Source organism: Micromonospora sp. WMMD708 (assembly GCF_049315245.1).
Classification (GTDB): domain Bacteria; phylum Actinomycetota; class Actinomycetes; order Mycobacteriales; family Micromonosporaceae; genus Micromonospora; species Micromonospora wenchangensis.
In genome coordinates this window covers 4,276,366-4,302,284 of the sequence record NZ_CP186060.1, presented here as the reverse complement: position 1 = coordinate 4,302,284, position 25,919 = coordinate 4,276,366, and the positions used below count along the sequence as shown (strand labels likewise).

General features: G+C 74.1%; 23 protein-coding genes. 15 read left to right on the top strand and 8 right to left on the bottom strand.

Annotated features, from left to right (window positions below; genetic code table 11):
- Positions 1 to 58 precede the first annotated feature (58 nt).
- Complete coding sequence (locus tag ACN260_RS19080; protein ID WP_422752391.1) at positions 59 to 1,663, top strand: phytoene desaturase family protein; 1,605 nt, start codon at positions 59 to 61, stop codon at positions 1,661 to 1,663.
- Positions 1,664 to 1,691: 28 nt separating this feature from the next.
- Here the strand turns inward: ACN260_RS19080 and ACN260_RS19075 are convergent, their stop codons facing one another.
- Positions 1,692 to 2,459 carry a polyprenol monophosphomannose synthase gene (locus tag ACN260_RS19075; protein ID WP_422752390.1) on the bottom strand — a complete coding sequence of 256 codons (768 nt, stop codon included), beginning with the start codon at positions 2,457 to 2,459 and terminating at the stop codon, positions 1,692 to 1,694.
- 89 nt (positions 2,460 to 2,548) lie between these two features.
- A complete protein-coding gene (locus ACN260_RS19070; protein ID WP_422752389.1) occupies positions 2,549 to 2,998 on the bottom strand; it encodes an SRPBCC family protein in 450 nt (149 codons plus the stop codon).
- Between the two features lie 182 nt (positions 2,999 to 3,180).
- On the opposite strand from ACN260_RS19070, the gene ACN260_RS19065 reads away from it, so the two are divergent.
- The 8 genes from ACN260_RS19065 to ACN260_RS19030 are packed head-to-tail and all read left to right on the top strand — an operon-like array spanning position 3,181 to position 11,947.
- Complete coding sequence (locus tag ACN260_RS19065) at positions 3,181 to 4,872, top strand: HAD-IIIA family hydrolase (RefSeq protein WP_422752388.1); 1,692 nt, start codon at positions 3,181 to 3,183, stop codon at positions 4,870 to 4,872.
- Positions 4,869 to 5,843, top strand: coding sequence for a glycosyltransferase (locus tag ACN260_RS19060; RefSeq protein WP_422752387.1), 975 nt, complete (start codon positions 4,869 to 4,871; stop codon positions 5,841 to 5,843). The genes ACN260_RS19065 and ACN260_RS19060 overlap by 4 nt, the downstream gene beginning before the upstream one ends.
- On the top strand, positions 5,828 to 7,045 hold the full coding sequence (locus ACN260_RS19055; protein ID WP_422752386.1) for a glycosyltransferase: 1,218 nt from the start codon (positions 5,828 to 5,830) through the stop codon (positions 7,043 to 7,045). Before ACN260_RS19060 ends, ACN260_RS19055 begins: the two co-directional genes overlap by 16 nt.
- Positions 7,045 to 7,857: a D-sedoheptulose-7-phosphate isomerase gene (locus ACN260_RS19050; protein WP_422752385.1), complete on the top strand. Its 813-nt coding sequence runs from the start codon at positions 7,045 to 7,047 to the stop codon at positions 7,855 to 7,857. The genes ACN260_RS19055 and ACN260_RS19050 overlap by 1 nt, the downstream gene beginning before the upstream one ends.
- Positions 7,854 to 9,338, top strand: a complete 1,485-nt coding sequence (locus tag ACN260_RS19045) for a PfkB family carbohydrate kinase (protein ID WP_422752384.1) — start codon at positions 7,854 to 7,856, stop codon at positions 9,336 to 9,338. Before ACN260_RS19050 ends, ACN260_RS19045 begins: the two co-directional genes overlap by 4 nt.
- Positions 9,335 to 10,036 carry an SDR family oxidoreductase gene (locus ACN260_RS19040; RefSeq protein WP_422752383.1) on the top strand — a complete coding sequence of 234 codons (702 nt, stop codon included), beginning with the start codon at positions 9,335 to 9,337 and terminating at the stop codon, positions 10,034 to 10,036. The genes ACN260_RS19045 and ACN260_RS19040 overlap by 4 nt, the downstream gene beginning before the upstream one ends.
- Entirely contained in the window at positions 10,033 to 10,962 is a 930-nt protein-coding gene (locus ACN260_RS19035) for a glycosyltransferase family 9 protein (RefSeq protein WP_422752382.1), read from the top strand. Before ACN260_RS19040 ends, ACN260_RS19035 begins: the two co-directional genes overlap by 4 nt.
- A 1-nt stretch (position 10,963) precedes the next feature.
- Positions 10,964 to 11,947: a DNA topoisomerase IB gene (locus ACN260_RS19030; RefSeq protein WP_422752381.1), complete on the top strand. Its 984-nt coding sequence runs from the start codon at positions 10,964 to 10,966 to the stop codon at positions 11,945 to 11,947.
- Positions 11,948 to 12,148: 201 nt separating this feature from the next.
- On the opposite strand, the gene ACN260_RS19025 is transcribed toward ACN260_RS19030, so the two are convergent.
- Complete coding sequence (locus ACN260_RS19025) at positions 12,149 to 13,183, bottom strand: helix-turn-helix domain-containing protein (protein WP_422752380.1); 1,035 nt, start codon at positions 13,181 to 13,183, stop codon at positions 12,149 to 12,151.
- A 345-nt stretch (positions 13,184 to 13,528) separates the two neighbouring features.
- Here ACN260_RS19025 and ACN260_RS19020 point away from each other — a divergent pair, with 345 nt between their 5' ends.
- The 5 genes from ACN260_RS19020 (at position 13,529) to fxsT (ending at position 19,282) form a co-directional block, all read left to right on the top strand.
- Complete coding sequence (locus ACN260_RS19020; RefSeq protein ID WP_422756757.1) at positions 13,529 to 14,683, top strand: helix-turn-helix domain-containing protein; 1,155 nt, start codon at positions 13,529 to 13,531, stop codon at positions 14,681 to 14,683.
- A gap of 153 nt (positions 14,684 to 14,836) precedes the next feature.
- The gene (locus ACN260_RS19015; RefSeq protein ID WP_422752379.1) at positions 14,837 to 15,007 is read left to right on the top strand and encodes a hypothetical protein; all 171 of its coding nucleotides are present in this window, start codon (positions 14,837 to 14,839) and stop codon (positions 15,005 to 15,007) included.
- The gene (locus tag ACN260_RS19010; RefSeq protein WP_422752378.1) at positions 14,994 to 16,196 is read left to right on the top strand and encodes a helix-turn-helix domain-containing protein; all 1,203 of its coding nucleotides are present in this window, start codon (positions 14,994 to 14,996) and stop codon (positions 16,194 to 16,196) included. Before ACN260_RS19015 ends, ACN260_RS19010 begins: the two co-directional genes overlap by 14 nt.
- 316 nt (positions 16,197 to 16,512) lie before the next feature.
- On the top strand, positions 16,513 to 16,956 hold the full coding sequence (locus ACN260_RS19005; protein ID WP_422752377.1) for a hypothetical protein: 444 nt from the start codon (positions 16,513 to 16,515) through the stop codon (positions 16,954 to 16,956).
- Complete coding sequence (fxsT, locus tag ACN260_RS19000; RefSeq protein ID WP_422752376.1) at positions 16,949 to 19,282, top strand: FxSxx-COOH system tetratricopeptide repeat protein; 2,334 nt, start codon at positions 16,949 to 16,951, stop codon at positions 19,280 to 19,282. Before ACN260_RS19005 ends, fxsT begins: the two co-directional genes overlap by 8 nt.
- Positions 19,283 to 19,413: 131 nt before the next feature.
- On the opposite strand, the gene ACN260_RS18995 is transcribed toward fxsT, so the two are convergent.
- The 4 genes from ACN260_RS18995 to ACN260_RS18980 form a co-directional block, all read right to left on the bottom strand.
- Positions 19,414 to 19,917, bottom strand: coding sequence for a hypothetical protein (locus ACN260_RS18995; protein ID WP_422752375.1), 504 nt, complete (start codon positions 19,915 to 19,917; stop codon positions 19,414 to 19,416).
- A gap of 61 nt (positions 19,918 to 19,978) precedes the next feature.
- Entirely contained in the window at positions 19,979 to 21,610 is a 1,632-nt protein-coding gene (locus ACN260_RS18990; protein WP_422752374.1) for a RecQ family ATP-dependent DNA helicase, read from the bottom strand.
- A 173-nt stretch (positions 21,611 to 21,783) separates the two neighbouring features.
- Positions 21,784 to 22,734 (bottom strand): TIGR03557 family F420-dependent LLM class oxidoreductase, encoded by a 951-nt coding sequence (locus ACN260_RS18985; RefSeq protein ID WP_422752373.1) that lies wholly within the window; start codon positions 22,732 to 22,734, stop codon positions 21,784 to 21,786.
- A 118-nt stretch (positions 22,735 to 22,852) separates the two neighbouring features.
- The gene (locus ACN260_RS18980; RefSeq protein WP_269756964.1) at positions 22,853 to 22,975 is read right to left on the bottom strand and encodes a hypothetical protein; all 123 of its coding nucleotides are present in this window, start codon (positions 22,973 to 22,975) and stop codon (positions 22,853 to 22,855) included.
- 139 nt (positions 22,976 to 23,114) lie between these two features.
- Here ACN260_RS18980 and ACN260_RS18975 point away from each other — a divergent pair, with 139 nt between their 5' ends.
- The gene (locus ACN260_RS18975; RefSeq protein WP_422752372.1) at positions 23,115 to 24,602 is read left to right on the top strand and encodes a glycoside hydrolase family 3 protein; all 1,488 of its coding nucleotides are present in this window, start codon (positions 23,115 to 23,117) and stop codon (positions 24,600 to 24,602) included.
- A gap of 11 nt (positions 24,603 to 24,613) precedes the next feature.
- Here the strand turns inward: ACN260_RS18975 and ACN260_RS18970 are convergent, their stop codons facing one another.
- A complete protein-coding gene (locus ACN260_RS18970) occupies positions 24,614 to 25,840 on the bottom strand; it encodes a cysteine desulfurase-like protein (RefSeq protein ID WP_422752371.1) in 1,227 nt (408 codons plus the stop codon).
- Between the last annotated feature and the right edge of the window lie 79 nt (positions 25,841 to 25,919).

The following is a 25,919-nucleotide window of genomic DNA, read 5'->3' as shown; positions in this document are numbered from 1 at the left end:
CCCGCTCCCGCCGAAGCAAACGCGTTTCGCCCGGTTGCCCGCCGGGTAGCCGGATCCGATGATCGCGCCGGGCACGGACACCGCGGACGCCGTCGTCATCGGCGCCGGACACAACGGCCTGGTGGCCGCCAACCTGCTCGCCGACGCCGGCTGGGACGTCCTGGTGCTGGAGGCGACCGGCGCGCCCGGCGGGGCGGTCCGCTCCGCCGAGGTCACCGCCCCCGGCTACCTCAGCGACCTGTACAGCTCCTTCTACCCCCTCGGCTACGCCTCCCCGGTGCTGGCCGGCCTCGACCTGCCCCGCTACGGGCTGACCTGGACGCACGCCCCCGACGTGCTGGCCCACCTGCTGCCCGACGGGCGCGCCGCGGTGATCAACCGGGACCTGGACACCACCGCCGCCTCGCTGGAGACGTTCGCCCCCGGCGACGGGGACCGCTGGCGGCACGCGTACGCCGACTGGGCGCAGGTGTCCGGGCCGATGCTCGACGCCATCACCACCCCCTTCCCCCCGGTACGCGGCGGGCTGGGCCTGCTGCGCCAACTGCGGGTCGGCGGCGCGCTGCGGCTGGCCCGCCGGCTGGTCCTGCCGGTCCGCAAACTCGGCAGTGAACTGTTCACCGGCGAGGGCGGCCCGGCACTGCTGGCCGGCTGCGCCCTGCACACCGACCTGTCCCCCGAGGAGGCCGGCTCCGGCGTCTACGGCTGGCTGCTGGCCATGCTCGGCCAGCAGGTCGGCTGGCCGGTGCCGGTCGGTGGCGCGCAGCGGATCACCGACGCGCTGGTGGCCCGGCTCACCGAGCGGGGCGGCCGGATCAGCTACCGCGCGGAGGTCGACCGGGTGCTGACCGCCCGGGGCCGGGCGGTGGGGGCCCGCACCGCCGACGGACGGCTGTGGCGGGCCCGCCGGGCGGTGCTCGCCGACGTCCCCGCCCCCGCCCTCTACCTGGACCTCGTCGGGGCCGCCCAGCTACCGCCCCGGCTGGTCGAGGACCTGGCGCACTTCCGCTGGGACGGCTCCACCCTCAAGGTCGACTGGGCGCTGTCCGCCCCGCTGCCGTGGACCAACCCGGCGGTGGCCGGCGCCGGCACCGTGCACCTGGGCGCCGACCTCGACGGGCTCACCAGCTACTCCGCCGAACTGGCCCGGGGTGAGATTCCGACCCGGCCGTTCCTGCTGGCCGGGCAGATGACCACCGCCGACCCGACGCACTCACCGGCCGGCACCGAGTCGCTGTGGGCGTACACCCACCTGCCGTTCCGGCGGGACTGGCGGGCCGAGGACGTCGCCCGCCAGGTGGACCGGATGGAGGACGTGCTGGAGGCCGCCGCCCCCGGGTTCCGCAGCCTGGTCGTCGGCCGGCACGTCGCCGGGCCGGCCGAGCTGGAACAGGGCGACCCGAGCCTGGTCGGCGGGGCGCTGGGCGGCGGCACCGCCGCGGCGTACCAGCAGCTGTTCCTGCGCCCGATCCCCGGCCTGGGCCGGGCCGACACCCCGGTCGACCGGCTCTACCTGGCCAGCGCGTCGGCACACCCCGGCGGCGGGGTGCACGGCGCGCCCGGCGCGAACGCCGCCCGGGCGGCGCTGGCCCGCGACCGCGCCGTCACCGGTGGCCTGTACGCCGGCGTCATCGACGCCGCGCACCGGACGCTCTACCGCTGAACCGTCCACCCACGACCCCGCTACGGGGTCAGGAGTCCAGGTTGCGGTGCCGGGTACGCAGCTTGAACGGCATCAGCGCACTCTCCACCTTGGTCGCGGTGGTCATCTTGGACGCGCCGTCGCGCCGCTCCTCGAACCGGATCGGCACCTCCAGGATGGTGTGCCCCAGCTTGGTGGCCAGGTAGTGCATCTCCACCTGGAAGCTGTAACCGTTCGACTGCACCCGGTGCAGGCCGATGTCGCGCAGCGCGTCCGCCCGCCAGATCTTGAAACCGGCGGTCAGGTCGCGGATGCGCACCCGCAGCAGGGTGTGCACGTAGAGGTTGGCCCAGCCGCTGAGCGCGCGCCGGTAGAGCGGCCACGCCTCGTCGAGCTGCCCGCCCGGCACGTACCGCGAACCGATCACCACGCCGGCCTGGGTGGACAGCAGCGCGCCCAGCATCCCGGGCAGCGCCTCCGGCGGGTGCGACAGGTCGGCGTCCATCTGCGCCACGTACTCCGCGCCGCCGTCGAGGGCCCGACCGATGCCGTCCACGTACGCCCGGCCCAGGCCCTCCTTGCCGGCCCGGTGCACGACCTGCACCCGGTCCGGGTTCTCGATGGCCAGCTTGTCGGCCACCTCACCGGTGCCGTCGGGCGAGTTGTCGTCGGCGACGAGCACCTTCAGGCCCGGCAGCGGAAGGGCCAGCAGCCGGCCGACCAGCACCGGGAGGTTGCCCGCCTCGTTGTAGGTGGGGACCACGACGGTCAGTCGTGCGTCCCGCCACGGTGACGGCAGCTCCACGGGTTCGATCATCTCGGACATCCTCAGTCGCGGTCGGCATTCCCCCACAGGGTAGCCAAAAGCCCGACGGACCCCCGCCGAGGCTCCCCGCGACCGCCCGGTCACCGCCCGGCGCGCCCGTCGGCCTTCTGCCGGGTGGCGATGTCGGAGAGCCGGCGCAGCGTCTCCTTGTTGCGCTGGTGCAGCACCAGGTCGTTGAGCTTGTTGCGGACCCAGCGCAACGGGCCGGCGGCGAAGTCCTCCCCGATGCGGACCCGGGTCGCGCCGTCCCCGGTCGGGGTCAGCGTGAACACCACGACCGCCTCCCCGGCCGGCCACAACCCGGCCCGCAGCACCAGCCGGTGCGGCGGCTCGCAGACCAGCACCGTCGAGGCGTCCTCCAGGGAGAACGGCCAGGGACCGGCCCGGTGGTGCAGTCGGGTGCCGACCCGGGGCCACTGCGCGTCGACGTCACGCACGTGCACCGTGCCGACCACCCAGTCGCTGTACGTCCAACCGTCGGCCAGCACGTCGAACACCTGCTGCGGGGGTGCATCGATCACTTTCTCCACGACTGCCACCGCTGAGCAGTACCCGGGCCCGCCCGGCCTAACCCGTCGCGTTAGCTTCTCCGGGGCGACGGGTAACGCTGCACCGACCCGGTTCGGGTCGACGGCGCGGCCCGGCCCTACCGGGCGGCGTACCGCCCGGTAGGGCCAGGTTTACTCCCCGGGGCCTCGGGAACCCGCCGCCCGTGCGACGGGACGCGGAGCCGTATCAGCGCAGGTCAGGCCGGGTTGATCCGGTCACTGACCGGGGCGGCCGCGCACTGTACGACGCGGTGCTGCTCGACCGCGACGGCACCCTGATCGAGGACGTGCCGTACAACGGCGACCCCGACAAGGTACGCCCGGTGCCCGGCGCGCGGGCGGCGCTGGACCGGCTGCGCGCCGCCGGGCTGCGGCTCGGCGTGGTCACCAACCAGTCGGGGCTGGCCCGGGGGCTGTTCACCGCCGCCCAGTTGCGGGCGGTGAACGCCCGGGTCGAGGAACTGCTCGGCCCTTTCGACACCTGGCAGTGCTGCCCGCACGACGAGCGGGCCGGTTGCGCCTGCCGCAAACCCGCGCCCGGCATGGTGCACGCCGCCGCGCGGGCACTCGGCACCACCCCGGCCCGCTGCGTGCTGGTCGGGGACATCGCCGCCGACCTGGGAGCCGCCGCCGCGGCCGGTGCCGCCGGGGTGCTCGTGCCCACCCCGGCCACCCGGGCCGTCGAGGTGGCCGCCGCCGGGCAGGTCGCCACCGACCTGCCCGCCGCCGTGGAGCTGATCCTGGCCCGGTCCGCCCTGATCGCCGGGCCACCGCCGCGCCGGGCCGGCACCGTGCTGGTGGTCCGCAGTGACTCCGCCGGGGACGTCCTGGTCACCGGCCCGGCCGTGCGGGCCGTCGCCGCGTACGCGCAGCGGGTCGTGCTGCTCTGCGGTCCCCGGGGCCGCGCCGCCGCCGCCCTGCTGCCCGGCGTCGACGAGATCGTCGAGTGGCCGCTGCCCTGGATCGACGGCGCACCCGACCCGGTCGACCCGGCGGACATCGACCGGCTCACCGACCGGCTGCGCGCGGTACGCGCCGACGAGGCGGTCGTGTTCACCTCGTTCCACCAGTCACCGCTGCCGCTGGCGCTGCTGCTGCGGCTGGCCGGCGTGCCGAGGGTCAGCGCGATCAGCGACGACTACCCGGGCTCGCTGCTCGACGTGCGGCACCGGGTCCCCGCCGGGCTGCCCGAGCCGGAGCGGGCGCTGTCGCTGGCCGTCGCCGCCGGGTTCGCGCTGCCGGCCGGCGACGATCCGCGACTGCGCGTCCGCGCCGACCGGGTGCCGCCTCCGCCGGCCGGGCTCGGCGGCCCCGGGTACCTGGTGCTGCACCCCGGTTCGGCGGTGCCGAGCCGGGCCGTGCCACCCGACCTGGCGGCCCGGATCGTGCGGACGCTCACCGCCGCCGGTCACCGGGTGGCCGTCACCGGCGGACCCGACGAGACGGAGCTGACCGCCCGGGTGGCCGGCGACACCGGCCTCGACCTGGGCGGCCGCACCGGCCTGGCCGACCTGGCCGGGGTGCTCGCCGACGCCGGCGCGCTGGTGGTCGGCAACACCGGGCCGGCGCACCTGGCCGCCGCGCTCGGCGTGCCGGTGGTCAGCCTGTTCGCCCCGACCGTCCCCTACGGACAGTGGGGGCCCTACCGGGTGCCGACGGTCCGGTTGGGCGACGCCGCCGCGCCCTGCCGGGACACCCGGGCCACGGTCTGCCCGGTGCCCGGCCACCCCTGCCTGTCGGCCGTCGAACCGGGCCGGGTCCTCGACGCGGTACGCCTGCTCGGCGTCCCCGCCGACGCCCCGGCCCGCCCGGTCGGGGTGACGCCGGTGACCGCCGGGCGGGGGAGTCACCGATGAACATCCTGCTCTGGCACGTGCACGGCTCGTGGACCACGTCCTTCGTGCACGGTAGGCACCGTTACCTGGTGCCGGTCACGCCCGACCGGGGCCCGTACGGGCTGGGGCGGGCGCGCACCTACCCGTGGCCGGACAGCGCCGTCGAGGTGACCCCGGAGCAGTTGCGCCACGCCGACGTCGACGTGGTGCTGCTGCAACGCCCCGAGGAACACGACCTGGCCGGCGAGTGGCTCGGCCGGCCGGTCGGGCGGGCGGTGCCGGCGGTCTACGTCGAGCACAACACCCCGAAGGGCGACGTGCCGAACACCCGGCACCCGATGGCCGACCGGGACGACCTGCTGCTCACCCACGTCACCCACTTCAACGAGCTGTTCTGGGACAACGGGACCACCCGCACCGCCGTCGTCGAACACGGCGTGGTGCCGCCGTCGGTGACCTGGACCGGTGAGCTGGACCGGCTCGCCGTGGTGATCAACGAGCCGGTACGCCGGGGCCGGATCACCGGCACCGACCTGCTCGCCCGGTTCGCCGAGATCGCCCCGCTGGACGTGTTCGGCATGAAGGTGGCCGGGCTCGCCGACCACCTCGGGCTGCCGGCCGACCGGCTGACCAGCCACGACGACGTCCCGCAGCACCTGATGCACGTCGAGCTGGCCCGGCGGCGGGCCTACCTGCACCTGTGCCGGTGGACCTCGCTCGGGTTGAGCCTGATCGAGGCGATGACGATCGGCATGCCCGTGGTCGCGCTGGCCACCACCGAGGCCGTGCAGGCGGTGCCCTCCGGGGCGGGGGCGCTGTCCACCCGGGTCGACACCCTGCTGGCCGCCGCCGCCCGGTTCGTCGCCGACCCCGCCGAGGCGCGTCGCGCCGGTACGCAGGCGCGTACCGCCGCGCTGGGCCGTTACGGCCTGGACCGATTCCTCACCGACTGGGACCGCCTGCTGGAGGAGGAAGTATGCGCATCGCGATGATCTCCGAGCATGCCAGCCCGCTCGCCGTGCTGGGCGGTGAGGACGCCGGTGGGCAGAACACGCATGTCGCGGAACTCTCCGCCGCGCTGGTGGCGGCCGGCCACGACGTCCGGGTCTACACCCGACGCGACGCCGTCGACCTGCCGGTCGCCGTCCGCGCCCCGGACGGGTACGAGGTGGTGCACGTGCCCGCCGGCCCGGCCGAACCGGTCGCCAAGGACGCCCTGCTGCCGCACATGAAGGAGTTCAGCCACTGGCTCACCGGCCGCTGGCGGGGCGGGGACTGGATACCCGAGGTGGTGCATGCGCACTTCTGGATGAGCGGGCTGGCCGCGTTGGCCGCCGGCCGGCAGACCGGGGTGCCGGTGGTGCAGACGTACCACGCGTTGGGCACCGTCAAGCGCCGTCACCAGGGGGTACAGGACACCAGCCCGGCCCGGCGGATCGGCTACGAACGGGAGTTGGGGTGCGCCGTCGACCGGGTCGTCGCCCAGTGCCGCGACGAGGTGGGGGAACTGGTCCGGCTCGGCGTCCCCCGGTCCCGGATGACCGTCGTGCCGTCCGGGGTGAACCTGGACACCTTCGCCCCGCTCGGCCCGGCCGTCGACCGTGACGCCGACCGGCCCCGGGTGCTCACCGTCGGCCGGTTGGTGGAACGCAAGGGCTTCCAGACGGTGATCCGGGCGATGGCGCTGGTGCCCGACGCCGAGTGCGTGGTCGTCGGCGGGCCGCCTGCCGGGCTGCTGGAGACCGACCCGTACGCCCGGCGGCTGCGGGCGCTCGCCGGCACCTGCGGGGTCGCCGACCGGGTCCGGCTGGTCGGGGCGGTGCCCCGGGAGGAGATGGGCCGCTGGTACCGGTCGGCCGACGTGCTGGTCGCCGCCCCCTGGTACGAGCCGTTCGGGCTCACCCCGCTGGAGGCGATGGCCTGCGGGGTGCCCGTCGTCGGCACGGCGGTCGGCGGTATCCGGGACACCGTGGTCGACGGGGTGACCGGTGACCTGGTGCCGGCCCGGGACCCGCAGGCGCTCGGCGACGCGCTGGCCGGCCTGCTCGGCGACCCGGCCCGCCGCTACGGCTACGCCACCGCCGCGTTGCAGCGGGCCCGCCGCAGCTACTCGTGGGCCACCGCCGCCGACCGGTTGACCGAGGTGTACGCCGAGGTCGCCGCCGTACGCAGGCCGAGCCGGGTGGTCGCCTGATGACGACCTCGACCCGGGCGGCACGGGCCGGCCTGCTCGACGCGCACCTGACCCTGCTGGCCGAGGCGCTGCTGCCGTACCGTGCGGCGGAGCCGTTGCTGGCCCGCTGGGGCACCGAGCTGGCCGGCATCCTGGTCGGCGGCGGGCGGTTGCTGGTCGCCGGCAACGGGGGCAGCGCCGCCGAGGCCCAGCACCTCACCGCCGAACTGGTCGGCCGGCTGCGTGACGAGCGCCGGCCGCTGTCGGCGATCGCCCTGCACGCCGAGACCTCCGCGTTGACCGCGATCGGCAACGACTACGGCTACGACGAGGTCTTCGCCCGGCAGGTGCGGGCCCACGGCCGCCCCGGTGACGTGCTGCTGCTGATGTCCACCAGCGGGGCCAGCGGCAACCTGCTCGCCGCCGTGGCGGCCGCCCGGGAGGTCGGGGTGCGCTGCTGGGCGTTCACCGGCCCCACCCCGAACCCGCTCGCCGACGCCTGCCACGAGGCGCTGGGCGTCGCCTCGCCGGACAGTCAGGTGGTGCAGGAGCTGCACCTGGTCTCCACCCACGTGCTCTGCGAGTACGTCGACCGGGCGTTGCCCACGGCGCTGACCGCGCTGGCCGGCCAGGCGGCGGCCAGCGCCGCCGCCGCGTCACCGGCCCGGCCCGTGGACCCCGCCGCCCCGCCGGTGGACCCGGTCGTGGCGGCGGACCGGCCGGCGGCCGACCACCCGCCCGCCCCGCCGGTGCCCGACGACGGGCCGGTCCGGGCCGGGGTGGAGGTGGTCGTCGACCCGGCGGCCGACCGACGGCGTGGGGACCCGGCGTGAGGGGCCCGCTGGTGGTGCTCGGGGACACCCTGCTCGACCGGGACGTCGAGGGGGTGGTGAACCGGCTGTGCCCCGACTCGCCGGTGCCTGTGCTGGACGAGACGGCCGCCGCCGACCGGCCCGGCGGGGCCGGCCTGGCCGCCGTCTTCGCCGCCGCCGCGGGCGCCGAGGTGGCGCTGGTGACCGCGCTCGCCGACGACGCCGGGGCGGCCCGGCTCAGCTCCCTGCTCACCGCCGCCGGGGTGCAGGTGTACGGCCTGCCGCTGGCCGGGGCCACCCCGGAGAAGGTCCGGCTACGGGCCCGGGGCCGGGTGCTGCTGCGCCACGACCGGGGTGGCGTGGCGGGCGAACCGGGGCCGCCCACCGAGGCGGTGCTGCGGCTGCTCGCCGGGGCGTCCGCGGTGCTGGTCAGCGACTACGGCCGGGGGGTGGCCCGACAGCCGGCGCTGCGGGCGGCGCTGGCCGCGACCCGCGCCCCGGTGGTCTGGGACCCGCACCCCCGGGGGCCGGTCGCGGTGCCGGGGGTGCGGCTGGTCACCCCGAACGAGCCGGAAGCCCGGGAGCTGGCCAAGGTGCCGCCGGGCGGGTCCCGGCTGGCGGCCGCCGCCCGGGCCGGCCAGGGGCTGCGGGAACGCTGGCGGGCCGGCGCGGTGGTGGTGACCCTCGGTGGTGACGGCGCGCTGCTCTGCTCCGCCGGGGCGACGCCGTTGATGGTTTCCGCGCCGGTCAGCGCCGAGGGGGACACCTGCGGGGCGGGGGACCGGTTCGCCTCGGCCGCCGCGGTGGCGCTCGCCGGGGGCGCGCTGGTCTCCGAGGCGGTCCAGGCGGCCGTCGGCGCGGCGTCGGCGTACGTGGCCGACGGCGGGGTGGCCGCCGCGCTGCCCGTACCGGTGCGGGACTGCCCGCCGGTGCTGGTCGGCGGCGGGGAACGGATCGGGGCCGCCGCGGCGGGCGCGGTGGTGGCCGAGGTCCGGGCGGCCGGCGGCACCGTGGTCGCCACCGGGGGCTGCTTCGACCTGCTGCACGCCGGGCACGTGGCGACGTTGCAGGCCGCCCGGCAGCTCGGCGACTGTCTCGTGGTCTGCCTGAACTCCGACACCAGCGTCACCGGCCTCAAGGGCCCCGACCGGCCGGTGACCCCGCAGGGCGACCGGGCCCGGCTGCTCGCCGCGTTGAGCTGCGTCGACGCGGTGGTGGTCTTCGACGAGCCCACCCCGCACGCGACGTTGGGCTGGCTGCGGCCCGACGTCTGGGTCAAGGGCGGGGACTACGCCACCGGCGTCGGTGACGGGCCGGGCCTGCCGGAGGGCGAGCTGTTGCGCCGGTGGGGCGGGGACAGCGTGGTGGTGCCGTACCTGGACGGGCGCTCCACCACCGACATGATCGCGGCGGCCCGGGGTGAGCGCCGGCGCACCGGCCGGCCGGAGCCCCCCGGGTCCCCGGTGGCCCCGGCGCATCCGACGACGGAGGGAGCACGATGAGCAGCAGTCCACCCGGTGCCGGTCCGGCCGTCCTGGTCACCGGCGGGTCGAGCGGCCTCGGCGCGGCGGTGGTCACCGCCGTCGCGCAAGCCGGCGGACGACCGCTGGTGCTGGACCGGCGACCCCCCGACGACGGGGTGCCGTGGATCGAGTGCGACCTGGCCGACACCCGGGCCGCCGAGGAGGCCACCCGGGACCTGGCCGAGCGGGTCGGCGGGCTGGACGCGGTGGTGACCGCCGCCGGCATGGACGTGCCCGGCAAACTCGCCGACGTCCCCCGCGACACCTGGGAACGGATCGTCGTGGTGGACCTGCTCGCCACGGTGGCGGTGGTCCGGGCCGCGCTGCCCTACCTGGAGGCGTCCCGGGGCAACGTCGTCACGGTCGCCTCCACCCTGGGCGTCAAGGCGGTCGGGGACGCCACCGCGTACTGCGCGGCGAAGTTCGGGGTGGTCGGGTTCACCCGGTCGCTCGCCGCCGAGCTGGCCGGCAGCGTCGGGGTGACCCTGCTCATCCCCGGCGGGATGCGGACCGCGTTCTTCGACGACCGTGACCCGCAGTACCGTCCGGGCCCGGACGCGAAGCTCAACGACCCGGCCGACACCGCCGCCGCGATCATGTTCGCGCTCTCCCAGCCACCCGGCAGCGCCGTGCGGGAACTGGTGGTCTGCGCCGAGCAGGAGACCTCGTACCCGTGATCCTGGTGCTGCGGGCGCTCGGCGTCGGTGATCTGGCCACGGCGGTGCCCGCGCTACGCGCCCTGCGGGCCGGGTATCCGGGCGAGGAACTGGTGCTGGCCGCGCCGGCCTGGCTGGGCCCGCTGGTCGAGCTGGTCGGCGGGGTCGACCGGCTGCTGCCCACCGACGACCTCGGCCCGCCGCCGTGGTCCGGGCCGCCGCCGGAGGTGGCGGTCAACCTGCACGGACGCGGGCCGGGGTCACACCGGATGCTGGCCGGCGCGGGCCGGCTGGTGGCCTTCCGGTGCCCGCCCGCCGGGCACCGCGACGGCCCCGACTGGGACGACGACGAGCACGAGGTGGACCGCTGGTGCCGGCTGCTCGACTGGTACGGCATCCCGGCCGACCGCACCGACCTGGCGTTGCGCCGGCCACCTGCGGGCCGGCTGCCGGCCGGGGTGACCGTGGTGCACCCGGGCAGCAAGGTCGAGGCGAAGCGGTGGCCGGCGGACCGGTTCGCCGCGCTGGCCCGGCGGCTGGCCGACCGGGGGCACCGGGTGGTGGTGACCGGCTCGGTCGGGGAACGGGACCTGGCCGCCCGGGTGGCGGCCGACGCGGGCCTGCCCCGCTCGGCGGTGCTGGCCGGCCGCACCGACCTGGGTGAGCTGGCCGCCCTGGTGGCCGCCGCCCGGCTGGTGGTCAGCGGGGACACCGGGGTCGGTCACCTGGCCACCGCCTACCGGGTCCCGTCGGTGCTGCTGTTCGGCCCGGTGCCGCCGGCCCGCTGGGGCCCGCCGGCCGACCGGCCGTGGCACCGGGTGCTCTGGGCCCCGGGCGAGGATTGCGCCGCCGGGCCCGGGGTAGGTACGGCGGCGGGATGGGCGGCGCTCCCGGTCGACCGGGTGCTGGCCGCCGTGGACGAGGCCGAGGAAACGGTACGGGTCTGAGGTGCGACTACGGCGCAGTGATCCGGGTCGGGCGGGCTACGGGCGTCGCCGGCGCGGTAGGGGCTGGACCTTCCTGGACCGGCACGGTGAGCGCGTCCGGGACCCGGACACGCTGGCCTGGCTGTCCGAGCTGGTCATCCCGCCGGCCTGGTCGGACGTGTGGATCGCGCCGTACCCCAACGGGCACATCCTGGCCACCGGCACCGACGCCGCCGGACGCCGGCAGTACCTCTACCACCCGCAGTGGCGGCGCAAGCGGGACGAGGCGAAGTTCGACCACGTGCTGGAGGTGGCCCGTCGGCTGCCGACCCTGCGCGAGCGGATCGCCGGTGACCTGGCCGGGCGGGGGCTGAACCGGGACCGGGTGCTGGCCACCGTCGCCCGGCTGCTCGACATGGGCGCCTTCCGGGTCGGCAACGAGCAGTACGCCGTCGGGGAGGACGCCACCTTCGGCGTGTCCACCCTGCGCCCGGAGCACGCCCGGTCCCGGGGCGGCTGCGTGGTCTTCGAGTTCCCGGCCAAGGGCGGTATCGAACAGGTCCGTCGGATCGAGGACCCGCAACTGTGCCGGGTGCTGACCACCCTGCGGCGGCGACGGCGTACCGAGGAACGGCTCTTCGGCTACTGGGACGGGCGGACCTGGCGGGACGTGCGCAGCGACGAGGTCAACGGCTACCTGCGTGACGCCAGCGGTGGCGAGATGACCGCGAAGGACTTCCGCACCTGGCACGCCACCGTCCGGGCGGCCACCGAACTGGCGACCGTGGGGACGCAGCGTTCGGTGACGGCCCGTCGCCGGGCGGTGGCCGGGGTGATGCGGGAGGTCGCCGACCTGCTCGGCAACACCCCCACGGTGGCCCGTACGTCGTACGTGGACCCGCGGGTGGTCGACCTCTACCACGAGGGCGTGGTGCTGCCGGTGCCCGCCGACGCCCCGCGTGAGCAGGTCGAACGGTCGGTGCTGGAGTTGCTGGCGGAGACCTGACCGACCCCGCCGCTGTTCCTGGGGGGAGGCGCGACGGGGTCGGGGCGGGTGCGGCCGGGAGGCCGTCCGGGGCGACGGCGGTCGGGTGCCGGACGGGCTGCGGCACCGGGCGGCCGTCCGTGACCCATCCGGGTCACGGACGCCACGCCGCGGTCCCCCGTTACCGTCGGGCCGGGCGGTCGGGTGACCGCCGGCCCGCAGTCAGTATGTCGGTCCCGGGTTGACTGCGGACGCCGTGCTGTTGACGATCCGTGCCTGTTGCAGGTGCAGCGTCCGGTACTCCTGCGGGGTGAGCCGGTGGGCGGCGCGGAACGCCCGGCTGAAGTGGGCCTTGTCCCGGAATCCCCAACGCGCGGCGACGGCCTGTACCGGCCGGTGGGCCAGCGCCGGGTCGGCCAGGTCCCGCCGGCACCGCTCCAACCGCAGCTCCCGGATGTACGACGCCACGGTGGCGTGCTCCTCCTCGAAGAGCCGGTGCAGGCTGCGTAGCGAGATGTGGTGCGCCTCGGCGATGGTGGCCGGGGTCAGCCCGGGGTCGCCGAGCCGCCGCTGGATGTACGCCCGCACCTGGGCGAGCAGCGCCCGGCGGCGTACCTCGCGGGGCATCTCGTCCTCGGCGACCAGGTACCGGCCGAGCATGGTGGAGATCAGGTCCAGCGCCACCCCGCCCAGCCGGTCGGCGTCGGCCTGCTGGTACTGCTCGGGGTGGGTGGTGATCCGGGTCAGGTACTGGGCGACCAGCGCGCCGACCCCCTCGCTTGCCGACATCCGGCCGGCCAGCAGCGGGGCGAGCTGGTCCGGGGTGAGCGGGATCGCCCCGTACGGGACCATGGCGACGATCGAGGCGGCGTGCTCCGCGCCGTTGCCGTCACCGAGGTGGCTCACCTCGTGTGGCCGGGAGCCGTCGTAGAAGGTGAACTCACCGGCGCCGAGCCGGCTCTCCCGCCCGGCCTGCCCGGCGATGCCGGTGCCGTTGGTGGTGAGGGCGAGCATGTGGAAGTCCACCTCGGTACGCCGGACCAGCTTCGGGGTGCGGACCGCCTCCAGTGACGGGTAGCGGTAGCGCACCAGCCGGATCGGGCCCAGCTCGACGAACTCGGCGCGGGCCCGGAAGTCGTGCTGGTGGTCGGAGCGGATGCGCAGCGGCGCGGCGGTCCGGGCGACCAGGTCGAGCCACATCCCGAACCGTTCCGCAGGTGGCAGTTGTTCGGTGTCGATCACTGTGCGGTGCACCATGTCCGGCCTCCCCCGTCGGCGGGCACTTCCCCTCCATTCTGGACGAAGACCCCACACCCGGGGTATCGCGTGTGGTCGCGGGGGTGTCGATGCCGCTATTTCGCCGAAATAGCGGCATTGGAGCGCCGGGGATACCACTCCGTCGGCGACATTGAGTCGATCAACTGGCTCACGCTCGCTCGGCATCGTTCTTGAGCGCCGGCCGGTGACAGCGCAGGGTGTCACGTATTCGGTGGTGCGGGTGTACGTTCCGTGGTGGCAGCCTGTCGGTTCCGGCCGGTGGGGATCTCGTGTCACCGGGGGAGTGTGCTGATGCCTCGTCGCCCGATTCCTGACGATCCGTCGATCGGTGATCGTATTCGTGCTCGCCGGGAGTTGCGTGGTTGGAGCGTGCGGTATGCGGCCAGCCGGGCGGGCATCTCCCATACGTCGTGGTCGCGCATCGAGCGGGGGCTACAGCGCACCGACCGGTACATGGTGGTGGATCTGGCGGCGGCCCTGGAGTGTTCGGTGGTCGACCTGACGGGTCAGGCGTACACGCCTGCTGATCGGCAGCTCGATGCGGCCCGGATCGACGCCGAGCGGGTGTGGCGGGTCATGATGGACACGCCGATGGCCCGGCGTTCCGAGGTGACGGCGACGGTCGAGCAGGTGCGTCGCGAGGCGGCGTTGGTACGTGGTCTGTATGGGCGGTGTGATTACGCGGGTGCGTTGCGGCGGCTGGTGGATCTCGTGCCGGCGATGCACGGCCTGACGGACCGGCGGGCTGCGTTGTCGGAGATGGTGCCGGTGTACGGCGTGGCCATGGGGTCGTTGCTGAACGTCAGCTATCCGGCCCATGCCTGGCTGGCGGCCGAGCGTTGCGCCGAGGCTGCCGGGTTGCTCGACGACCGGGTGGCGGTCGGGGTGGCGGCGGCCAACCGGGCGCGGGTGTCGGCCTACTCCGGGGCTTACGGGCCGGCCCGGGCGTGGTGTGACGCGGCGGCGGCCGATCTTGCGGGTAGCGCTGCCGATGGCGCGTTGGACGTGCTGGGGTTCCTGCACCTGGCGCGGGCGCACCATCTCGCCGGTCTGCGGGACCGGCCCGGTGCCGAGGATCATCTCGCCGAAGCCGCGCGGATCGCCGCGCACACCGGGGAGACCGAGAGCTGGGATCTGGTCTGGGGTCCACGGAACGTGGCCCTGTGGACGATGGCGTTCCAGCTCGACACGGGTCGCCCGGAACTGGCGATGCGGACGGCGGCGGGTGTGGAGCTGGCGGGTCTGCCGGCGGTGCGTCAGGTGTACTTCTGGCTCGACATGAGCCGGGCGGCCGAGGGTACCGGTCGGGATCGTGACGCCGTGCGGATGCTGCTCACTGCGGAGCGGATCGGGCCGCAACATGCCCGCTCGTCGGTCGCCGCCCGGGAGACGGCGCGGTCGTTGCTGCGTAAGGGGGCGACCTCGCCCGAGCTGCGGGGCCTCTGCGAACGGATGAGCCTGACCATGGGTGGTGCGTAAGCGTTCCAGCCTTCCCGTGTGCTCTCCGTAGCGTTGTGATCACGGTGCGGTGACGCCTCGTCGGTCTGGTGACCGGCCGTCGCCGCCCCGCTGATCGTGCGCGGCGGTGGTGACCTCCAGGTACACCGTCGCGCCCTTGCGAAGGGGACGCCGGTGGGCGACGGAGAACGTGATCCGGGTGAGAGCCGGGGTGAGCGGATTCAGGCGGTCGAGCGGGAGGCGGCGCGGCGGCGGTTGCTCGCGCAGGCCGAGGCGGAGCGGATTCCGGTGGAGGAGACGACGCGGGCGGTGCCGGATCGGCGGTGGCGTCGTGGAGGGCGGTGAGTTGTTGCCGGTGGGTCGGCGGGTGGCGCACTGGCGGGGGCGGCGTGGGTTGTCGCAGCAGGTGTTCGCCGACCGGTTGGGTAAGTCGAAGAGTTGGGTGGACAAGGTCGAGCGGGGTGTCCGGACGCTGGACAAGGTGTCCACGCTCCAGGACATCGCCGCTGTCCTGCGGATCGACCCGGGTGTGCTGCTCGGCCGGGACCTCCGGCCGGCCGACGTGTCCGGTCCGGTCGAGGCGGTGGAACGGGTCCGCGAGGCGTTGTCGACGTACGACATCGCGGTGGGTCGTTCGACAGTGCGGGGTCAGGTGTTGTCGGCCGATCGGCTGGCACGAGACGTCGCCCACGCCTGGGGCATGTTCCAGCACGCCCGCTACCCGCAGGTGACCGGGCTGCTCCCGGGTCTGGTGATCGCCGCGCAGCGTGCGTACGCGGATGATCCGGTGGCGGGGCGGTCGATGCTGGTGGATGCGTATCGGGTCACCGCGTCACTGCTGGTCAAGCTGGATGAGGTAGAACTGGCATGGTTGGCTGCCGATCGGGCGATGACCATCGCGGCCGGTGATGCGGTGCTGGTGGCCACCGCTGCCGTGCAACTTGGCCGGGTGCTCCGCGCTTCGGGGCGGGCACGGGCGGCGAGGTCCACGGCGCTGGCCGCCGCGTACCGGATCGCTCCACCCGACCTCGACGACGGGCGCGCCCCGGTGTTGTCGCTGTGCGGTGCCCTGGTCATTGAGGCCGCGTTGGCCGCAGCCCGAGACGGCGACGATCACGCCACGGCTGACCTGCTCGACGAGGCCGCCGAGATGGCGGCCCGGGTCGGCGACGGCCACGACCACTATCGGACCGCCTTCGGGCCGGTCGCGGTGGACCTGGCCCGGGTCGTCGCCGCCCTGGATCTAAGCGATGCCGGTGCAGCGGTGGCCTGGCATGAGAAGGCCATCGCCCGCGACGGCTGGCGGTGGCTACCGGCGGAACACCGCGCCGGGCACCTGCTCGACGCCGCCCGCGCCTATCTGCATACCGGCGACTCGGTCAACGCCAGCCGTGCCCTCACAGCCGCCGAGCACGCTGCCCCCGCCGAGGTGCGCCACCGGCCTGCCGCCCGATCGGTGCTCGCCCAGTTGGCCCACGACCCACGGGCTTCAGCCGCGATCATCCAGCTCGCCGCCACCCTCCGGGTGACCTGAGCATGACCGCGCCGTTCCTGTCCCTGGCCCAGATCCGCAACCGACTGATCCTCGCCGCCCGCCGCGCCGAACGATCCGCGCCCGACGGTCGCTGTCCCCTCTGCGGTGCCGTGGCGACCGCCCCAGGTCCGCCACGCCGCTGAAGAAGGGCGACGGTTTCCGGCCTGCAGCCGGGAGGCGTTATTGGCCTTTTGGGTGGTCTTCGATGTCGGTCTCCCGACTCCGGGGCGGCGTCCGCCCGTCCAGGGTGTCTGGCGTCGACAGGTTGCGATATTTCTATGGGTTGGGCATGTGGGCGACCGATCAGGGGGCTGTGATGGCGGCGGAGGAACTGCTCGCGCTGGCGGGAGCCGGTGGTGCGGCACTGGTGGGCGCGGTAGCCCAGGACGCGTGGGGGCTGGCGAAGACCGGCTTCGTGCGGTTGCTCGGCCGGGGTGACCGGGCGAGAGAGGACGCGGTGACGCAACAGTTGGAGCGGACCCGTGGCGCGGTGGAGACGGCGGGCGCGGACGGCGACCGGGTGCGTGCACAGCACGAGGCGCTGTGGGCGGGCCGGTTGGAGGATCTGCTGATCGAGCAACCGGCTGCCGCTGCCGAACTGGAGACGCTGGTACGGCAGGTCGCGGCGAGCGCCGGGGTCCGCTCTGCCGGTCACGTTGTACAGCATGTCACTGCCTCCGGCAACGCGCGGCAGGCTGTGCTGGGCCACGGCAGCCAGGTCAACACGTTCGGCTCCGCGCAGGAGCGCGCCGATGACTGAGCCGTCCGGTGGTCCCGCGACCGAACCGTCACACGGTCGCGGGTCGGGTGGCGATTCCCCGCCGGTGACGCAGCGGATGCAGACCGAGGGCCACGGCACGAGTGCCGGGGTGGGGAGCGGTCTCCAGATCAACAACTTCATCAACACCAGTGGCGTACCCGCTCCGCGGCCTGCCGCCGACCAACCTGCCGCCGCAGCGGATCGGCCGTTGTCGGTGTGGAATCTCCGGACCCGGGATCCGAACTTCGCCGGTCGGGGGAGCGAGCTGGCCGAGCTGCGGGCACGGCTGTCATCCGGTGGTGCTGCGAGCGTGCAGGCGATCCACGGCCTCGGCGGGGTCGGCAAGACCCAGTTGGCCCTGGAGTACGCGTACCGGCATCGTGCTGACTACGACGTCGTGTGGTGGATCTCGGCGGAGCAGTCCGGCGCCATTGGTGAGCAGTTCAGCGCGCTCGGGATCGCGCTGGGCGTGCTCGACGCCCAGGTGGACAGCGTGATCGCCCAGAGCAAGGTCAAGGAGTTCCTCCGGAGCCGGGACCGCTGGTTGTTGATTTTCGACAACGCGGAGCGGCCCGACGACCTCCGCCCCTGGCTGCCGGACGGCGAGGGGCATGTGCTCGTCACCTCCCGCACCACGGCCTGGGGACAGCTCGCCCGGACCCTGGAGCTGGACGTCCTTCCCCGCACAGAGGCGGTGGAACTGCTGACGCTGCGCCTTGCCAGGATCAGCGCGATGGAGGCCGGTCACCTCGCCGAGGACCTTGGTGACCTGCCCTTGGCGCTGGCGCAGGCGGCGAGCTACCTGGCCGAGTTCGGCATGTCGGTCACCGAGTACCGGCAGGTGCTCCGAGAGGAGACGCTTGCGGTGCTCGACGAGGGGCAGCCGGCAGGATACCCGCATTCCCTGGCGGCGGCTGCCACCCTGAGTACCGCGGGGCTGGGGGCCAGGGATCCCGCCGCGCTCGCCGTCCTCCACCTGTGTGCGTTCCTGGCACCCGAGCCGGTGCCGACCGACCTCGTCATCACCATCGCCCGGCACGCCGACCTGCAACTGGAGATCCTCGCACCGCTGGCGCAGATCGTTGACAAGCCGCTCCAGCGCCAGCGTTCCATCAGCGCCGTCGGTGCCTCCGGGCTGGCCCGGGTCGAACTCGGGACGATCACCGTCCATCGACTGGTCCAGGCGATCGTCCGGGACCAGATCGATCCCACCGTCGCCGCCGAGCTGCGGGTGCGCATCGAGGCGGCGCTCGGCACCGTCGACCCGGGTGATCCTCGGGACACTGTGACCTGGCCCCAGTGGAGCATGCTCCTGCCCCACCTCCTGGCAGCGGATCCCGCCCATACCGACAACCCCGATCTTCGTCTGCGGGCCCGGGATGCCATCGTCTACCTACTCTGTCGGGGTGATAGCCGCCCCGCCCAACAACTAGCCGACAACCTCTACCAGGAGTGGAAGAGGCGATACGGCCCGGACCACGTGGACACCTTGCGGGCCGCTACCGAACTGGTCTGGGCCTACCGCGACCTGGGCCAGTTCGATCGGCTCCGCCCACTGGTGGACGACACCCTCACCCGCCAGATCAACATTTTTGGCCGTGACCATCCCGACACCCTTCGGACTGCCTCGGACCTTGCGGTAGTTCATCTTGAGCTGGGGAACTATCAGCGAGCATGCGAGATCGATGAAGATGTTTACGTTCGGCGCGCGCGGTTGTTGGGTGAGGATCATCCCGATACCCTTCGGACCGCCTCAAGTCTCGCAGTAATTCACAGTAGGTTGGGGAATCGTAGTCTGGCACGACAAATCGATGAAGATGTGTATGAACGACGCATGCGGTTGTTGGGTGAGGATCATTCTGACACGTTGATGTCTGCAACGAATTTGGTCACTACATTAGCCATGGCTGGGGAGCGTCGGCGGGCGTTGGAGGTGGCGGAGGATGTATTTCGGCACGTGGTAAGGGTGTTGGGTGAGGATCATCCGAACGGATTAGTCGCCGCGGGCAATTTGTCCAGTGTGTTGGTTGATGTAGGGGAGCTTCGCCGGGCGTTGGATGTTGCGGCTGATGTATATCGGAGAGGGCAACGGGTGCTCGGTGAGGAGCATCCGAACACGCTTCAGAGTGCGATAGGTCTTGCACGCATAATGGCTCTACGTGGACAGTTGATAGCAGCTCGTCAATTGGCTGAATCAGCCCATCGGAAGCTGCGATTCAATCTTGGTGGACAGCATCCCCGTACAAGACAAGCACGTACTGTCCTCGACCAGATAGCCGTCGCGATGGGTGGGCGTCGGTCGACGGGTAAGGCCCATCGCCGTTGAGCCCAGCACAAGCAACGTTGCCGTTGCCACGGAAACTCTGCGGCAAGCCAACCGATGGGCGCGCCGCGTGTCGACGACAGGAGCGGGCCGGGCCGCCGTGAGGCTGGCCCGGCCCGTCGCCGTGGTCGACGTCAGTCGTTGAGGACCTGGGAGAGGCGGTCGCGGAACTTCCGCTCCGAGTCGCTGACCTGGTCGCCGCCGAGGCCGAGCAGCCCCCCGCTGGATGCCGCCCCGACCACCTGGTCGGCGATCTCCACCAGCCAGTGCCGGTACGCCCCGGCCTCGCCCTCGTCCACCTTCGCGGCCAGCAGGGTGGCCGCCTGCCCGGCCCGGACCAGCACGTCGTCGATGAGCGCCTGCGGGTCGGCCGGCGAGATCACCGGCAGTTCCTCGCCGGCCTCCGGGTCGCCCACCCGGGAGACGATCTCCCCGGCGACGGCGGCGACGAGCGGGCTGGCCGACTCCCGGCCGGTGGCGATGGTCTCCAGCCCGGCCGCGTTCTCGGCGCGGGTGCGCCGGGCGCCGTCCGACTCGGCGGCGCTGGCCGCGGTCAGGACCGACTGCGGCAGGCCGACCAGCAGCCCCCACTCCTCGTCGGAGAACCCGAACCCGGTGTACGCCGGCTGTTCGATCACGACTGAGCCCCTCTCGATTGTTCCACTGCGGGCACCGCCCCCCGGCGGCGCCCGGGTCAGGCTAGTCCAGCGTCAGCAGACCCTGTTCGGACACCACGCGCACGGAGAGCGTCTTGTAACCCACCTCGTCGAAGAGCACCGTCATCCGGTCCTCCTCGTAGTTGAGCACCAGCCCGGGACCCCACTCCGGGTGCCGCACCTGGCTGTGCACCGGGAACGGACCGACCGCGCCGTCGCTTGCCACGCTGGTGCCGGCGTGGCAGTTGTCGCAGTGCCCGCAGACCTGCGACATCTGCTCGCCGAAGTACGCCAGCAGCACCTGCCCCCGGCATCCGGTGGTCTCGGCGAACGCGCGCATCATGTCGGTACGCGAGCGGGTCACCGTCTGCTGCCGTTCGGCCTCGGCCAGGGCCGCCGCGCCCGCCTGCGCCGGGGTGGGGGAGTAGCGCGGTGCGCCGATCTTCTGCCCGGCCCGGGGTTCGGCCGCCCCGATCTGCTCCAGCAGGGCCAGGTACTGCCCGAGCTTGCGCGGCCCGAGGCCGGTCGCCTCGCGCAGCGCCTTCTTCGTCGTCGCCCGCCGACGCAGCAGCGCGGCCAGGTCCCGCAGTTCGGTCTCGTCCGGCAGGCCGCCGGAGAAGTAGCGTTGCAGGCCGACGTCCTCGGCCCGCCACAGCAGCAGCACCCGGGCCGGCGCACCGTCGCGCCCGGCCCGGCCGATCTCCTGGAAGTAGCTGTCCGGCGAGTCGGGCAGCGCCATGTGCACCACCCAGGCGATGTTCGGCTTGTCGATGCCCATGCCGAACGCCGAGGTCGCCACCATGATCGGCACCTGGTCGGCGAGGAACGCCTCGTGCAGCCCGTGCCGGGCGGCGGTGGGCATCCCGCCGTGGTAGTACTCGGCCGGGAACCCGGCCGTGGTCAGCCGCTCGGCCAGCTCCTCGGCGGCCCGCCGGGTCGGCACGTAGATGATGCCGGGCCGCTCGTCGTCCCGCAGCAGCGCGATCAGCCGCCGCCACCGGTAGTCGTCGGTGGGGCAGTGGGCGACCTCGACGAACAGGTTCGGCCGGTCCAGCCCGGAGACCACCACCTCGGGGTCGCGCAGCCGCAGCCGGGCGATGATGTCGTCGCGTACCGGCGGGGAGGCGGTGGCGGTCAGCGCCACCACCGGCGGCCGGCCGAGACCGTCGATCAGGTGGCCCAACGCCAGGTAGTCGGGGCGGAAGTCGTGCCCCCACGCGGAGATGCAGTGCGCCTCGTCGATCGCCACCAGCGCCGGCTGCAACGACCTCACCTCGGCCATCCGGTCGGGGTTGGCCAGCGCCTCCGGGGTGATGAAGAGGAACTCCGCCCGCCCCTGCCGGATCTCCTCGATGGCCTCGGCCTGCTGGGCGGCGCTCTCGTCGGAGCTGATCCGCACGGCGCGCAGCTCGGGGCGCTGGCGTTCGTTGAGCGCGGCGATCTGGTCCTGCTGGAGGGCCAACAGGGGGGAGATCACCACCGTCGGCCCGGGGATCAGGCTCGCCGGGATCTGGTAGATCGCCGACTTGCCGGCTCCGGTGGGGAGTACCACCAGGGCGTCGCGTCGTTTCATCACCGCGCGCATGGCGGCGAGCTGGTTGGGCCGCAGCGCTTTCCAGCCGAACAGGCTGCGCGCCGCGCGGCGCAACGTCGTCGAGTGCATGGACAGCTTCATCGAGGGCCGGAGGTACCCGGGCGGATGGACCGCGAAACCGCTCCCACCGGATCGGGCACACCGCCCACGGCGGCCGGTACGTCGCAGGTCAGGCGCGGTGACCGGGTGCGCACGCCCGGTCGACCACGGGTCACCGCCGGCGGTGCGTGTCGGTGACCCGTGGACGGTGGGACTCAGCGCAGGTGGGGGAGCACCTCGCGCTGGTAGAGGTCGAACAGGCCCTGCCAGTGCGGGCCGGTGTTGGCGACGTAGACCTCGTCGAAGCCGGCCTTGGCGTACCTGTCGATCATCTCCAGGTGGGCGTCGGCGCTGTTGCCGCAGACGAAGCCCTGCCGCACCTGATCCGGCGTGACCAGTTGGGCCGCCTGCTCGAAGTGCCGGGGGGAGGGCAGCACCTGGGACAGCTCGCCCGGCACCCCGGCGTTGGGCCACGTCTCGTACGCGATCCGCGCGCCCTCGTCCTCGGTGTCGGCGTACGCGGCCTTGAAGCCGGCCTGGCACGGCTTGTCGCCGCCGCCGTTGTCCCGGAACCGGCTGACCAGGTCGCCGTCGGGCATCATGCTGACGTAGCCGTCGCCGATCCGGGCGGCCAGGTCGACGGCCTTGGGTCCGAAGCCGGAGACGTACACCGGCGGGGGTGTGTCGGGCAGCGTGTAGACGCGGGCGTGCTCCACCGTGTAGTGCCGGCCGTGGTGGTTGACGAAGTCGCCCCGCCACAGTTCCCGCATCACCGCGACGGCCTCCTCCAGCATCTCCAGCCGGACGTCGGTCTGCGGCCAGGCGTCGCCGAGGATGTGCTCGTTGAGCGCCTCGCCGGTGCCGACGCCGAGGACGAACCGGCCGGAGTGCATGACCGCGCTGGTCGCCGCCGCCTGCGCCAGCACCGCCGGGTGGATGCGGACCGTCGGGCAGGTCACCGCCGTGCTCACCGGCAAGGAGCTGACCTGGCTCAGCGCCCCGATGACGGACCAGACGAAGGGGCTCTGCCCCTGGGCGTCCGTCCACGGGTGGTAGTGGTCGGAGATCCACAGTGCCTGGAAACCGGCCCGCTCGGCGGCGCGGGCCTGCTCCAGCAGTTGCGCCGGGGTGTATTCCTCGCTGGACAGGAAGTAGCCGATCTTCATGGTGCCCCCTCGCCGGGCCCGCCGCCGGGTGCGGCGCGACCTCCACCAGCGGTACCCCGGCGGGTGTGGGATCAGTCGGCCGGCGGCGGCCCAACTCGGCGGCGGTCGAACCCGGTACTCAGCGGCGGCCGAACATGGCCCGGATGGCGGCCAGCAGCAGCAGTCCGCCGACCACCAGGCCGAGCAGGCGTACGCCGGGGATGTCGGCCGGCGAGGTGGCGTCGGCGAGCGGCAGGTCCATCCCCGCACTGTCGCACGTCCCCCCGACCGACGCCAGACAGTAACAGTAAGGTTTATTGACTATTACCTCGCCCGGTGTGACCATGGCAGCACCGCGACGGCATCGGGCCGTCGACACGCGACGGGGGTACCGGGGCCGGATGAACGAGCGCAACCTGGCGGGTCTGGCCGCCACCGTCCTGCAACCCGGCTTCGTCGGCACCACCCCGCCCGACTGGGTCCGCCGGTGGCTGGCCGAGGGGCTCGGCGCGGTGGTGCTGTTCGCCCGCAACGTCGTCGACCCGGACCAGGTGGCCGCGCTCACCGCGACGCTGCGCGCCGAACGCCCCGACGTGCTGGTGGCCATCGACGAGGAGGCCGGCGACGTCACCCGGATCGAGTCCGGCCGGGGCAGTTCCCGCCCCGGCAACCTCGCCCTCGGCGCGGTCGACGACCCGACGCTCACCGAGGACGTGGCCCGCGACCTCGGCGTCGAACTCGCCGACCTCGGCGTCACCCTCAACTACGCCCCGGACGCCGACGTCAACATCAACCCGGCCAACCCGGTGATCGGGGTGCGCTCCTTCGGCGCGGACCCGCACCTGGTCGCCCGGCACACCGCCGCCTGGGTACGCGGCCTCCAGTCCGCCGGTGTCGCCGCCTGCGCCAAGCACTTCCCCGGCCACGGCGACACCCGGGTCGACTCGCACCACGACCTGCCCCGCATCGGGGCCAGCCGGGCCCGCCTGGACGCCGCCGAGCTGGTCCCGTTCCGGGCCGCCGTCGCCGCCGGGGTGCAGGCGGTGATGACCGGGCACCTGCTGGTCCCCGCCCTCGACCCCGACCTGCCGGCCACCCTCAGCCGCCGCATCCTCGGTGACCTGCTCCGGGAGGAACTGGGCTTCTCCGGCGTGGTGGTCACCGACGCGGTGGAGATGCGCGCCGTCGCCGACCGGTACGGCTTCGCCGGCACCGCCGTACGTGCCCTCGCCGCCGGGGCGGACGCGATCTGCGTCGGCGGCGAACGCGCCGACGAGGCCGCCGCCCGCTACCTGCGCGACGCGATCGTGGCCGCGGTGATCGCCGGTGAGCTGCCCGAGGAACGCCTCGCCGAGGCCGCCAAGCGGGTCGGTCAGCTCGCCGAGTGGAGCACCGCCGCCCGCGCCGGCCGGCCCGACCCCGCCCCGCACCCCGCCGACGGCTCCCCGGTCGGCCTGACCGCCGCTCGCCGGGCGGTCCGGGTCAGCGGCGACGCGGTCGGCCGGCTGCCGCTGACCGCCGCCGCGCACGTGGTCGAGTTCGCCGCACCGCACAACATAGCGATCGGCGCGGAGACCCCGTGGGGCCTCGGGGCACCCCTGGCCGACCTGCTGCCCGGCACCACCACCGTCCGGCTCACCGAGGCCGACCTGCCCGCCGACCCGACCGGTGCGGCGGCCGGCCGGCCACTGGTGCTGGTGGTGCGGGACCTGCACCGGCACCCGTGGATGCGGGCCGCGGTCGACCGGGCGCTGGCCACCCGGCCGGATGCCGTGGTAGTCGAACTCGGCCTGCCCGAGCTGGTCACCGGGGGCCTGCACCTGGCCACCCACGGCGCGACCCGGGCCGCCGCCCGGGCCGCCGCCGAACTGCTCACCGGCGTCCGCTGACCCGCCCGCGCTCAGCGGTCCGCCGGTTCCCCCTGTTCGGCCAGCCGGTCCAGCTCGGTCAGTAGCCGGTCCACCTCGTCGACGGTGTTGTAGTGGTAGACGCTCGCCCGTACCGCCCCGCCACTGTCGCGCAGGCCGAGCGCCTGGAAGTACTCGTAGGCGTAGTAGTCCCCACTGGACAGGCAGAGCCCGGCGGCACCCAGCGCGGCGGCCAGCCCGGCCGGCGTCCACCCGGCCAGCCGGAACGACACCGTCGGGCAGCGCCGCCCGCCGGCCGGCAGGACGGCGACCGCCGGCCGGGCGGCCAGTCCTTCGGCCAGCCGGGCGAACAGCGCCCCCTCGTGCTCCTGCGCGGCGGCCAGCCCGGCGCGGACCCGGGCCCGCCGGTCACCGGTGGCCGTCGGGTCCAGCCCGGCCAGGTGGTCGACGGCGGCGGCCACCCCGGCGAGCAGCGGGAAGCTCGGCGTGCCGGCCTCGAACCGGTCGGGCACCGCGTCGGAGGAGGGGACCAGTTTGGCCGGGCGCAGCCCCGCCCACCGGGCCGGGTCGGCCACCACCGCCGCCAGGTGCGGGCCGGACCACTTGTAGGCGCTGGTGACGAGGAAGTCGGCACCCGTGGCCGCCAGGTCGGTGGGACCGTGCGGCACCGAGTGCACCCCGTCCACACAGACCAGCGCGCCGGCCGCGTGGGCCGTCGCGGCGATCGCCGCCACGTCCGGCATGGTGCCGGTCGCGTTGCTGCCGGCGGTCACCGCCACCAGTCGGGTCCGCGCGCCGACCAGGTCGGCGTACTGGGCGGCGGGCAGGTCGCCGGTGACCGGGTCGAACTCGGCCCAGCGTACGGTCGCCCCCGCCGTCACGGCCGCCTGCACCCAGGGCCGCACGTTGGCGTCGTGGTCGAGCCGGGAGACCACCACCTCGTCCCCGGGGCCCCAGTCCGCGCCCAGCGTCCGGGCCAGGGTGTACGTCAGCGCGGTCGCGCTCGGCCCGAGCACCACCCCGTCCGGCGCGACGCCCAGCAGGTCGGCCACCGCCACGCGGGCCCCCGCCACCAGCTCCAGCGACCGGCGGCCGGGCAGGAAGGCGGTGCTGCGGTTGCCCACGGCGATGCGCATCGCGTCGGCCACCGCGTCGATCACCGACCGGGGGGTCTGGGTGCCACCGGCACCGTCGAAGTGGGCGAAACCCTCGGCGAGCGCGGGGTACGCGGCCCGGGTACGGGTGATGTCGAACGGCATGCCCGGACCCTAGCCGGCCGGAGGGACCCGAAGATCCACCCGGGTGCCGGGGTGGGCGGCGTCTCGTACCCTTGGTGGG